This is a genomic window from Mucilaginibacter sp. P4_G9 (assembly GCF_056400985.1).
The window spans coordinates 1-13,116 of record NZ_JBFUKF010000137.1; the positions used below are offsets into that span (position 1 = coordinate 1).

Here is a 13,116-nt window from a genome sequence, read left to right on the forward strand (position 1 = left end):
CAATATGGCATACCATATGTAATAGCCTATACAGCTTCAAAAACAGCCATAGAAGGCATGACAAGAGCTATGGCTACCGAACTTTCACCGCAGGGCATTCGTATCAACTGCGTGGCTCCAGGGTTTATCGCAACAGACATGTCGGCAAAGGCATTGGATAACGACCCCGACAGGAAACAAAAAGTATTAGGCCGTACACCAATGGGCAAATTAGGAGATCCGGCCGATGTGGCTGATGCCGTTTATTACCTGGCCACCGATAGCGCAAAATATGTAACAGGTGTAGTGCTCCAGGTTGATGGCGGTAACTCCATCGGTTTTTAAGGTTACGATTTTCTCCCTGTTATTCATTACGTTTAGTCACATCGTTTCCTTTATTCGCACTGCCTTAACCTTGTCACCTACTTAATGACACCTTTCGGACCCTATGGCAATACCTTTTCATACACCRACCACAAATGTTATATATTGTATTTAACAATCATGGTTCGCCAATAAAATTATTGCCTGCTTTCCGCCCCGTCTCATCCTGATCTATAATTCATAATAGGTTCATCCCATATCTTTCGATTAAGCACAGCTATTGCAATGGGCTGTTTCCGTTAAATACAATGTATCATAAATGCTTAAATAGCAAGATCTGCAAATAGCACCAAAGCAGTTACACTCCTAATTTCCAAATCAACACGGCATAATTGATGCAATCGATTGCTTTATTTAAAAATAAACACGATAAAAACGCTTCTTATTATTGCAATAAATTCAAGCTATTATTTATTGTATTGAAATTTACAAACCAAATTAAGTCATAGTCTATCAATATAATAAAAATTCAAAATTTGTGCAATCGATTGCAATAATTTGTAATATTTGTATTATACTTTTCAAAGTATTCATCCAATTATCCATTACAACCAAACGATTATGAAGAAAATCAAACTAAGGCATTTGCTTAAAGTGTTTATCGTCTCGGGATTGCTGATGTATCCGGCGATTTTATGGGCGCAAAACAACAAAATTACCGGCACGGTCAATGATGAGAAAGGCCAGCCATTGCCAGGAGCAACAATCAAGACCAAAGTTGGCACATCTGCAACTGTAACAGATGCCAACGGGGTGTTTTCCATTGGTGTACAAACTAATGAAACCGCTATATTGGTTTCTTTTATAGGTTACCCCACCCAGGAAATCAGTCTTAAACCCGGTGTGAGTAATTATACGGTTAACCTTACGCCAGATGCAAAAAACCTCAATGAGGTGGTTGTTATTGGTTATGGTACGCAGCGACGAAAGGATGTTACAGGTTCGGTGGTTTCCGTTAGTGGTAATACGCTGAGGGAAGTTCCGGTGGCCAATATACAACAAGCCTTGCAGGGCCGGGCAGCCGGCGTGGAGGTACAGGCTACAGGTACCAGGCCGGGCGCAAGTGCCCAGATCAGGATACGCGGTGAACGCTCTATCCAGGCCGGTAACGATCCCCTTTTTGTTTTGGACGGGATCCCTTACAGCGGCAATTTAAATGACATCAATCCTGATGATATTGCTTCGGTCGACATATTAAAAGACGCCTCGGCCACGGCTATTTACGGATCACGCGGTGCCAATGGCGTAATTTTAGTGACTACAAAAAGAGGCGCTACAGGCGATACCAAGGTAACTTTAAATAGCTATTACGGTATCAGCAGCGTAACGTCCAAATATAAAGTATATGATGCTGATCAGTACCGGGCCCTGCGCGATCTTTCTATATACACGCAAGGGTATAGCGCTGATGAATTGCAAGGCATGGCGGCAGGCCGTAATACCGACTGGCAGGACCTGGTTTACAAGAATGGTTACATCACTGATCATAACCTCACTATCTCCGGCGGCGGCGAAAAAAGCCAGATCTCGGCAGGTGGTGGCCTGTTTAAACAAACCACCGTTTTACCCGGCCAGGACTTTACCAGGGGGACAATAAAAATCACCGCCGATTTTACTATCAGCAAAAATGTAAAAGCCGGGTTTAACAACCTGTCAAACTATAACATTACGCATGGCAGCCAATCACCTGCAAGCGTTTTCCCTTTATTAACGCTTAGCCCATTATCTTCTCCCTATAATCCCGATGGTTCCATCAATATCAAACCCGCCGGTAATACAGATGATTACAATAATACTTACAGCCCGCTGTTGCTGCGTGCCAACCCTAAAGCATCTGTTGACAGGGTTAGGCGCTTCCATACTTTTAATAGCTTATATGGCGAGGTAAGGATTATAGATGGTTTAAAATACCGGTTAAATGCCGGCCTGGATTTTCAGCAGGAAGAAGGTGCGCAGTTCCAGGGAACGGATAGCTATTTCCGGCCAGGCACATACAATACCGCCAGCGTTAATAATAGTACACTTACCAAATACAGTTTGGATAACCTGCTTAGCTATGATAAAACATTTGCCCAAAAACACCGGATAAGCGTTACTGCGTTGTTTGGTTTTGAGCAGGAGCAATCACATAACACTTCGGTACGGAAGGATTCTATCACTGCAGATTTTGTACAGTTCTACAACCTTGGGCAGTCATCAGTTAGCCCGGCCCCTATTCTGGGCGGTGGCGAAGCAAAATCCTCACTGGTAGCAATGATGCTTCGTGCCAATTATATATATGATGATAAATATATGATTACGCTTACCGGCCGCCGTGATGGTTCGTCAAGGTTAGGTGAAGGGAACAAATACAAATCATATCCCGCGGTATCTGCCGGGTGGGTAGTTAGCAATGAAAAATTCATGCAGCGTGTTCCGGTAATTTCCAATTTAAAACTGCGCGCCGGTTTTGGTATTACAGCCAATCAGGGTATTGCTGCATATAGCACATTAGGTGGTCTGTCGGCAGTAAATACCAGTCTGCCGGGTAGCCCGCAGGTGCGCTATAACTATGGTACCACCATTGTTAACGGCTACTACGTTAGCCGGATTGTTGACCCTAACCTGGATTGGGAATATACCCGAACTACGAATGTTGGCCTTGATTTCGGTTTGTTTAATAACCGCATATCGGGCAGCGCGGAATATTATACCGCCAAAACCACTAAATTATTATATGGCGTTGCATTGCCCCCTACATCCGGCATAACCGACCCTTATTTAACCAACGTTGGTAATGTAACCAACAAGGGCATGGAATTTAGTATTTCCAGTCAAAATATCCTGTCGGATAAACACGGCTTTACCTGGGGAACAGACCTGAACTTCTATTTTAACCGTAACAAACTGGTAGCCTTGAATGGAAGTGTAACACAGGTAATAAGCAGCCAGTTATTTGTAGGGCAGCCATTAAGCGCTATTTATGATTACAAAAAATTGGGTATCTGGCAATTAAGTGAAGCCGCAGAGGCTGCCAAATATGGCTTTGTACCAGGCCAGATAAAACTGGAAGATCATAACGGCGATGGTAAATTAACTGTAGACGATAAATATGTAATAGGCAGCGCACAAGCCAAAATACAAGGTGGGTTAACAAACCGGTTCACTTATAAAGATTTTGATTTCTCATTTGTATTATATGGCCGGCTTGGCGGCACCCTCATTAGCCAGGTATACCAGCCGCTGGCAGGATACACCACCATAAATGACGGTCGCCGTAACCAGGTAGCTGTTGATTACTGGACCCCTAATAATCCAACAAATTTCTACCCGTCACCAAATGTTTCCGGCGGACAGATTTCATCGGCATTAACCAGCGATGCTGGTAGCACCCTGGGTTATTTTGATGCCAGCTTTTTAAAAGTAAGGACCATCACTTTTGGCTATAACCTGCATAAAGAATGGGCTAAAAAGATAGGTATGCGAAACCTGCGTGTATATGTATCATCGCAAAATCCATTTATACTGTTCTCGCCTTACGTACGCGCAGGCGGTATAGATCCCGAAGCTACAGGTACAGGTAATCAGGGTGTTCAGGACCCCGGTAACATATCAAGCAGGGCATTAACTATTGGGGTAGCTACACCTTCAACTAAGTCATTTATTGCAGGTATCAATATCACATTATAAACATCAATTTTTTAAATTATGAAATCAAGATATATTATACAGATTACGCTGCTGCTTTTGGTCGCAACAGCGGGAAGCAGCTGTAAAAAGTCCCTGGAAGAACATCCTTATACAGCTTTCACAACCGATTATTATAAAACTGCCGATGGCCTTCAGTCTGCAGTAAACGCGATTTATGCCAATATGCGCTATGACTTTGGCCCTATTGGTGCGATGGCATTAGGCAACGTAGGCACGGATGAATTTACCTATGGCGACCAGGTGGCCGGTTCAGGTCAGTTCCTGGAGCTTGGCAGCTACCAGATACCATCAACCAACGGGGCGATATTAACGCCGTGGAACAGAAATTTCAATGGTATTAATCTTTGTAATGCTATACTAAAATTTGCCCCTGGTGTTAACATGAGCGACGCTTCAAGAAATGTTATTATGGCCGAAGCGCATTATTTAAGGGCCCACCTATACTTGTTGCTTGTGGAAAATTTTGGGGCTGTACCCGTAGATTTAGGTTCAGGAGATTTGCAGTTTACTGATGTGCCTTATTATGGCTTTAACCGCCTGCCATTTAATGATATCCTGGTTAAAGATTACAAAGCCATGGTTGATGACCTGACCTTTGCCACACAAAATTTGCCGGTAACCCGCCCCGCCGGGGCCTTTAAACTGTCGCAGGCCGCAGCATTGCATTTATTAGCCAAGGTATACCTGTTCAGGGGATACTCGGCGGTTAAGCAGCCATCAGACTTTAACATGGCTTATACCACGGCAATGGAACTCATCAACAATAAATCGAAATACGGAACCGATCTGCTGCAGGACTATGGCCAGGTACACAAACAAGGTAATGATTATAATAAGGAGATACTGTACTCTGTTGAGCGTTTGCCACTCAACAACTCGGCCAATGAGGACCTTTCGCCAAGCACCGACTTTGCTAACAAGGTAAACATTGCCAACAATATGTTTAACTGCTTATATCAAAACGTGGCATCTGTTGGAGGCGTAACCTTAATTGATGACCGTCCCCTACAATACGGACGTCCTTTGCGGCAACTTGCGCCAACACTTTACGTTAACAATGTGGCTTTTGCAGATAAGTTTAACGATAGCCGCTATGACAACACCTTCCGCGTAATGTGGCGTGTGGCAACCATTCGCACGGGTGCCGATTTGCAGGCTTTTATAGCAAAACTGGCAACTGTGGGCTTTAAATTAGGCGATACTGCCATATACCTGCCCCCAACCGATGCCCGGGCCGCCCAGTTAACTGCAGCCGGTAAAAAATACCTGGTTGAAGGCCCAACCAAATGGTGGAACAATCAAACCAAACCAAGTTTTCAGTTTCCCAACCTGAAAAAATATGATGATAGCGTACGCGCCAACTTCCAGGATGTTTCCGGTCGCCCGTTCATCGTATCAAAATTATCTGAAACCTATTTAACTGCTGCTGAGGCTGCTATGCAAGATGGACATCCAGCCGATGCAGTTACCCTGATTAATACTTTACGCACCCGTGCCGCTTATCGCCCGGGATTGACTGCTACCGACCTTGCCGCGAGAGTGGCTGCCATTCAGATTACCCTATCGCAAATCAATCTTGATTTTATATTGGATGAACGTACCCGCGAACTTTGCGGCGAATGTATCCGCTGGCCCGACCTGGCTATGAGGAATAAACTGATTGATCGGATTCAACGCTATAATCCGGATGGAGCGGCTAAAGTTGCGGCATTCAATAACCTTCGGCCTATCCCACAGAGCCAGATCAACAGCGTAGTTGACCCGGCCGGCGATCCGAACAGGAATAAATATCAAAACCCGGGTTATTATTAGTCAATCATTAAAAAGGCACAAAACATGAAAAACATGTCATTTATATTGAGTTTTATGTTATTTAAATACACAAAAAATGAAAATTAAATCATTTATATTGAGTTTAATGCTACTGGCTGCAATAAGTACATTATCCTGTAAAAAGGAATTTTATAACGGAGCAAACAGTACACTATCAAACCGCTATACCGATACAATCGGTCCGCTAAAATCGATATCGGCTACTACCATTGGTATGGCCATTGATTATGATTTTATTGCCAATACTTATGGCGACCGTGGCATAGTTACCCGCGAGGCCAGCACCGTAACCTTTGGTTATACCATGAAGCACGGCGCCATTGTTAAAAATGACGGCACATTGGATTTTACCCGGGCCGATGCTTTAGTTGATAATGTTAATGCCGCCGGTTTACAAGTTTACGGACATACCCTGGCCTGGCATCAAAACCAAAACGGCACGTATCTGCGTTCCCTTATACCTGGCTCTGCCGGTAATACCGTACCCAATTTATTATCAAACGGCGATTTTGAATCAGGGAGCGGCAGCAACTTTACCAACTGGAGCGCTTACAACGGCGGTACCTCGTTTGGTGAAACCAAGGTAGCTGCCGAGATACATGGTGGCGCACGCGCCTTAAAAGTGGTTAACGCTGCCGACAACCCCGGCGCACAATACAAAGTACAGTTAGCCAGCGATTTGATGAACACTACCGTTGGTACTACCTACAATGTTTCCATGTACGTACGGTCGGCCAATGCAGGGGGTTCGTTTCGCTTATCAACTCAGCCTACCGCGCAATACCAGGGCGACCAAACTACCAATACTACCTGGAGCCAGGTTACCTGGTCGTTCGTTGCCAAAGATGCGCAAACACGCCTGCTGATTGATATCGGTTTAAAGGCCAATACCTATTTTATTGACGACATCACCGTTACCGATGCCAGCTTATCCACACCACTGCCTGCCGCAACCGTTGCTGCTAAAATAGACGCGGCCCTGCAAACATTTATAAGTGGTATGGTAAATCACTTTAAAACAAAGGTGCACGCCTGGGATGTAGTGAACGAACCTGTTAAAGACGACGGCAATTTAAGGGCAGGGCCGTATGTTGCGGGCACCGATGCTTCCGATACGTTTTACTGGGGCCAGTATTTAGGTCGCGGTTATATTGCCAAAGCCTTTACTTACGCCAGCCAGGCCGATCCAACAGCCCTGTTGTTTATCAATGATTATAATCTTGAATCTGGATCGGCCAAGGTGGATAGTTTGGTTAAGCTTGTTGGAGAGTTAAAAGCGGCAGGTGTGCCTATCCATGGCATTGGCACACAAATGCACAGCAGCACAAGTACCTCCTATAACGATATTGATAATATGTTTAAAAAGCTTGCCGCTACCGGGTTGAAAATCCGCGTTTCGGAGCTGGATGTTAAGTTAAATCCCAGCAACAGGGTAATTGATCCGGCTTCCTCGCCTACGCTGTATGCTCTCCAAGCCAGCATGTATAAGTATATTGTACAATCTTACATTAAAAATGTACCCGCAGCCCAGCGTTACGGGATAACTATTTGGGGGCAAATGGATAAAAACAGCTGGATAGTAACCCAGCAAAAGCTAAACGATGCACCTTTGTTATTTGATAATAACGGCAAAAAGAAACCGGCTTACGGCGCCATGGTAGCAGCATTAAAGGCACAATAATTTTCCATGTAATTTTTAATTACCGGAATAGTGCAACACCTTTTTATGATTCATCGTTTGAATGGCTGCCTAACAACGGCAGCCATTCTTTCTACATAAGCTGGCTTTTAAATTTTTAGTACTATACTATGAAAAACATACTCGCTTTATTTTTTTTATTCGGGTTATATGCAACTCATGCCAATGCACAGCAAGCGGCCGGAAATACGATGCCCCGGATTGTTAAATCGGGCAATAATTTTCAATTCATTGTTGATGGTCAACCCTTTTTAGTGCTGGGAGGCGAGCTCGGCAATTCCAGCGCATCCAGCAGCGAATACATGAAACCGGTTTGGCCTAAGCTGAAAGCCATGCAACTCAATACGGTGATAGCGCCTGTTTATTGGGAACTATTGGAGCCAACAGAAGGAAAATTCAATTTTACGCTGGTAGATGATCTGATCAGAAATGCGCGCCTGAATAACCTAAAACTGGTATTATTGTGGTTCGGAACCTGGAAAAACAGTATGTCGTGCTATGTGCCTGCATGGGTAAAAACCGATCCTGTCAGGTTTCCACGTATCCAGGATCGTTCGGGCAATCAGCAGGAAATACTAAGTCCGCTGAGCAAAAACAATCTTGAAGCCGATAAACGGGCATATGTGCGGCTGATGCAGCACTTAAAAGAGTTTGACGGGAAAGATCACACCGTGATTATGATACAGGTAGAAAACGAAATTGGGATGCTGCCCGATGCCCGTAACTTTGATACGGAAGCCAATAAGGCCTTTGAAAGCGCTGTGCCGGATAAACTGCTCTCCTACCTTAAAAATAACCAGGCTACATTACTGCCCGAACTAAAAACGATATGGGAGGCCAACGGCAGCCAAACATCAGGAAACTGGACAAAAGTATTTGGCCAAAGCCTGGCTGCAGACGAAATTTTTATGGCCTGGCAGTTTGCAGATTTTGTGAACGAAATTGCCATAGCCGGAAAAAAGGTATACAACCTGCCTTTGTACCTGAATGCCGCTTTGAACAGACCGGGAGTAAAACCGGGAGATTATCCAAGTGCAGGCCCATTGCCGCATGTTATGGATATCTGGAAAGCTGGCGCACCGGAGATAGACCTATTGGCGCCAGATTTTTATAATCCCGATTTTAAACACTGGTGCGATTTATATACGAGGATCCCAAACCCATTGTTTATTCCCGAGATAAAATTTGAACCGGGTGTGGATGCCAAGGCATTTTTCGCCTTCGGCAATTACAATTGCCTTAGCTTTTCTCCTTTTTCCATCGAATCAACAGAAAACCCCGAAAAAGAGCCGATCGCAAAGGCATATGGGATCTTAAAACAGCTTACGCCCCTTATTACAAAATACCAGCCTTTAGCGGCGGTTAAAGGTTGTCTTATTGATAAGGGCGATGCCGTGCAGCAGCTCACTTTGGGTAACTATCTTTTAAAGGTAACACATGATTACAAATTGGGCTGGTCGCCCGAATCAAAGAATGATACCTGGCCGCAAACAGGCGTAATTATTATTGCTGTAGCTCCGGATGAATACTATATAGCGGGCAACGGGATTGTTATGACATTTGAAGCTGTTGAGAAAGGGAAAAAAGCAGGCTTGTTAAGTGTGGACGAAGGCTTTTTTAAAAATGGCCAATGGATTAATCAGCGCCGCATGAATGGCGACCAGGATCACCAGGGCAGGCATGTACGTATACCAGTAAACGAATATGGCATACAACATGTTAAACTGTACTCCTATTAAATAGTTAGTAGTGAAATACATAGCCAGCCGTCATTGTATCCACCAGACCAGGTTAATGCTGAAAAAAACGGGGATGACGTTTTGGTTTTAGAACCCAACAACAACCATGTCATTGCGAGGAACGAAGCAATCGCGAACTGTGCAGATCCGCCCTGTAAAGCCTGCGATTGCTTCGTTCCTCGCAATGACATAGGAGATGAGATTATTAAAATTTCGTATTAATAATCAATTACTTACAAAAACACTATTATAAAGGAATGAAGCAATCCCCAAAATACAGATCAGATTTGCACAGTTACTCTGTAATTTGGGGATTGCTTCGTACCTCGCAATGACGGTCTGTTTTTATATTTTTAGACAGTCTAAGTTTTGAATTACAGCTTTATATAAACAAGAGAAAAATGAAATTTACCTATCGAATCTATATCATTGGAAGCTTATTGATAACCTTTGCTACATGCACATACGCAAACGTTAAACTCCCTGTGTTGATTAGTGACAACATGGTGCTGCAGCGGGAGGCAAAAGTTAAAATATGGGGTTGGGCTGCCCCGGGAGAACGGGTATACGTTAGCTTTGCCGGGAAGAAATATCATACAAATACCGGCGCGGAAGGCAAATGGTTAATTGTGATGGATGCTATGCCGGCCGGTGGCCCGTTTACAATGAACATAAGCGGCGCAAATTCAATTACGGTTAAAAACATATTAATAGGTGATGTATGGTTTTGCTCCGGGCAATCCAATATGGTAATACCTATGGAACGTGTAAAGGAAAAATATCCTGATGAAATTGCAGCAGCAGATTTTCCGCAAATCAGGAATTTCTTTATCCCCACATTGGCCGACGTTACCCGGCAACATGCCGACCTGCCGCCGGGTAAGTGGATGGCGGCAAGTCCTGCCAATGTATTGGGTTTTGGTGCAGTCAGTTATTTTTTTGCACAACAGCTTTATCGTAAATATCATGTCCCCATCGGTATTATTAACGCGAGTGTGGGCGGTACGCCTATAGAAGCCTGGATAAGCGAATCGGGCTTAAAGCAATTCCCCGAAAGCCAACAAGCCATCAGCAACTTTAAGGATACGACTTATACTAATAAACACTTTAGTACCCCCCCGGTTACACCTGCTACACAACAACCAGCGCCCGACAAGGGACTGAGCGGCCCAAAAACATGGTACGATATTTCTTACGAACCTAAATTCTGGCATAAATTCTGGCTGCCGGGCTACTGGGCCGACCAGGGCATTAAGAACCTAAATGGTACGGTATGGTTCCGGAAGGAAATTGATTTACCGACAGCAATGGCGGGCCAGACGGGAAAGATTTTTATGGGCCGGATTGTAGATGCTGATCAAACCTATATTAATGGTGTTTTGGTTGGCAAAACCACCTATCAATACCCGCCGCGCAGGTATGAAATCCCCGCCGGCTTACTTAAACCAGGTAAAAATATCATCGTAGTTAAAGTGGTAAATACAGCTGGCAAAGGAGGATTTGTTCCCGACAAACCTTACTACATTACTGCAAACGGGCAAAATATCGATTTGAGAGGCGACTGGCTATATAGCGTAGGCCGGGTAGATCTGCCCGCAGATAACAATGCTAATGTTATTGCTATGCAAAATTCGCCAACAGGCCTGTATAATACCATGGTGGCGCCAGCTACTGCTTATACCCTAAAAGGTATGGTTTGGTACCAGGGAGAGGCTAATACGAATAAGCCCAAAGAATATCAACAGCTACTGCCGGCACTCATTGCCGACTGGCGCAACAAATGGGGACAAGGTAATTTGCCATTTTTGTATGTACAACTTCCCAATTTTATGGAGGTAAATTATTCGCCGTCGGAAAGTAACTGGGCAGAGCTGCGATCGAGCCAATTAAAGGCTTTGCAGATGCCAAATACAGCTATGGTTGTAACCATTGATGCCGGCGAATGGAACGATATCCACCCTTTGAATAAGAAGGTGATTGGCGACCGCCTGGCATTGGCGGCGCAACATTTTGCTTATGGAGATCACAAAACGGAATACTCCGGCCCAATTTACAAGTCGGTAAAAATAGACGGCCGTAAAATGATATTAACCTTCAGCCATATAGGTAGCGGCCTGGAACTGAGAGACGGAGAAGGCTTGCCATATTTTGCAATAGCAGGCGCAGATAAAAAATATGTTTGGGCAAAAGTGAGTATTAAAGGCGATGAAGTGATTGTTTGGAATGAAACCGTTGCGCATCCGGCATATGTTCGTTATGCCTGGGCTGACAATCCCGAAGGGGCCAATTTATATAATAAGGATGGGCTGCCCGCTTCGCCTTTTGAAACGGGCGATTAGACGGGGGAATCACTTTTAAGCAGGAGGCACCTACGGAGCCAGGCTTTGGGGTTTTCCGGTGCTATAAACACGCGACTCCTACGGAGTCAATGATTCACCAACCATTTCCAACTCCAGCGGTGTTATGTGTTTTAAAAGACGCAAGGAGATCCAGCCTGCACCGTTAGGTGCTACCTATTTGTAGAAAAGACATACCCATTAACCTTTGCCTCGTAGAGGCTACCCTCCAACAGCAACGTATACCTTGCTATTTGGGGTTGCACCTATGGAGCAAACTTGTCATTTGTTCAAAATTACTACAAATAGGTTGCACCTAACGGCGCATACTTACTTCTGCACACACATAGTTGAGGCGGAGGGGCACACGGATAAAATGCAATCAGCGCATCAGGCTTTTGTTAACCAGTTGAGGAATTGAGGCGCCTTGCCTTTACTGACGATCACTTTTTCGCCAAAGGGTACATTAAGATTGAGGGACAGTTTTCGGGAGAAGAAGCTTGACACATCGGTAATTGCTTTACGGCAAACCAGGAACTGGCGGTTAGCCCGGAAAAAATAGCTCCCGCTTAATTTTTCAAGTTCGTCCAGGTTTTTGTTGGGGTAAAAGGTTTTGCCCGAAAAGGTGAGCAAATGTGTGATCTCGTTAGCCAGGTAAAACATGGCTATATCTTCCAGTTTTACCGGGATGATCTTATCCTGGTGATAAACCAGTACCGAAGAAGCCGTTTGTGGTTCGCGGTTGGCCAGCATTTGCATCAATGCATCGTATTGTGGTGTCTGGTCTGCCGAAAATATTTTTTTTAGCTGCCTGTATTTTTGAAGCGCATGATCAAGGGTTTGGATTGTAAAAGGCTTCAATATATAGTCTATTCCGTTAGCTTTAAATGCGTCTAAGGCATATTCGTCATAAGCTGTACAAAAAATTACAGGGACGGAAACGGGTTCGGCTACAAATATTTCAAAACTCAATCCGTCGCCCAGCTGGATATCACTGAAAATCAAGTCGGGAGCTTCCGCTTTTTTGAAGTAAGTAATAGCTTCCTTCACCGATCTTAGCTGAACAATATCCACTGGTTCATCTACCAATTGCCTGATATTCACCTCAAGTTCGTCTGCAACTACCCCTTCATCCTCAATGATTACAATATTCATTTTTTAACAATTTTATACTTACTGCAAATGAGCTTTGACCTTCTTGATAATATCGCCATCCCCCCGACCAGAAACGGTACATAAATACAAATGTAAGTAATTGAGGGAATGTGCTTAGAGATTGTACACCGAAGCGGGCAAAAACCAGGCTGAATAATTATAATTGGTGATTGAAAGGGGAGCAGTATAGAAATAAATAGAGCGTCATTGTAACCTACCAGAAAAACCCTGTAAAGATGCGTTGGTTTTAGAACCAAACAACAACCATGTCATTGCGAGYGCAGCGCGGCAATCGCGAACT

Annotated in this window: 7 protein-coding genes; 6 read left to right on the top strand and 1 reads right to left on the bottom strand. The window is 44.3% G+C overall.

The features are described from left to right. From AC1DPZ_RS13310 to AC1DPZ_RS13335, 6 genes are all read left to right on the top strand, one after another. Positions 1–324, top strand: a 324-nt coding sequence (locus AC1DPZ_RS13310) for an SDR family NAD(P)-dependent oxidoreductase (protein ID WP_477404074.1), incomplete at its 5' end; no start/stop codon positions are given. Between the two features lie 600 nt (positions 325–924). Next, complete coding sequence (locus tag AC1DPZ_RS13315; RefSeq protein ID WP_477404076.1) at positions 925–4,032, top strand: SusC/RagA family TonB-linked outer membrane protein; 3,108 nt, start codon at positions 925–927, stop codon at positions 4,030–4,032. Between the two features lie 18 nt (positions 4,033–4,050). Further along, a complete protein-coding gene (locus AC1DPZ_RS13320; protein ID WP_477404078.1) occupies positions 4,051–5,865 on the top strand; it encodes a RagB/SusD family nutrient uptake outer membrane protein in 1,815 nt (604 codons plus the stop codon). A gap of 76 nt (positions 5,866–5,941) precedes the next feature. Beyond that, a complete protein-coding gene (locus tag AC1DPZ_RS13325; protein ID WP_477404080.1) occupies positions 5,942–7,567 on the top strand; it encodes an endo-1,4-beta-xylanase in 1,626 nt (541 codons plus the stop codon). 128 nt (positions 7,568–7,695) lie between these two features. Further along, positions 7,696–9,324: a GH35 family beta-galactosidase gene (locus tag AC1DPZ_RS13330; protein WP_477404082.1), complete on the top strand. Its 1,629-nt coding sequence runs from the start codon at positions 7,696–7,698 to the stop codon at positions 9,322–9,324. A 401-nt stretch (positions 9,325–9,725) separates the two neighbouring features. Continuing rightward, entirely contained in the window at positions 9,726–11,663 is a 1,938-nt protein-coding gene (locus AC1DPZ_RS13335) for a sialate O-acetylesterase (protein ID WP_477404084.1), read from the top strand. Between the two features lie 387 nt (positions 11,664–12,050). Here AC1DPZ_RS13335 and AC1DPZ_RS13340 read toward each other — a convergent pair whose 3' ends face one another. Beyond that, complete coding sequence (locus AC1DPZ_RS13340; protein ID WP_477404086.1) at positions 12,051–12,815, bottom strand: LytR/AlgR family response regulator transcription factor; 765 nt, start codon at positions 12,813–12,815, stop codon at positions 12,051–12,053. Positions 12,816–13,116: the final 301 nt, after the last annotated feature.

What these genes read in the sequence shown, in the direction of transcription:
- AC1DPZ_RS13325 (WP_477404080.1), top strand. Translation starts at nt 5,942, where the DNA reads ATGAAAATTAAATCATTTATATTGAGTTTAATGCTACTGGCTGCAATA.
- AC1DPZ_RS13315 (WP_477404076.1), top strand. Translation starts at nt 925, where the DNA reads ATGAAGAAAATCAAACTAAGGCATTTGCTTAAAGTGTTTATCGTCTCG.
- AC1DPZ_RS13330 (WP_477404082.1), top strand. Translation starts at nt 7,696, where the DNA reads ATGAAAAACATACTCGCTTTATTTTTTTTATTCGGGTTATATGCAACT.
- AC1DPZ_RS13320 (WP_477404078.1), top strand. Translation starts at nt 4,051, where the DNA reads ATGAAATCAAGATATATTATACAGATTACGCTGCTGCTTTTGGTCGCA.
- AC1DPZ_RS13335 (WP_477404084.1), top strand. Translation starts at nt 9,726, where the DNA reads ATGAAATTTACCTATCGAATCTATATCATTGGAAGCTTATTGATAACC.
- AC1DPZ_RS13340 (WP_477404086.1), bottom strand. Translation starts at nt 12,815, where the DNA reads ATGAATATTGTAATCATTGAGGATGAAGGGGTAGTTGCAGACGAACTT.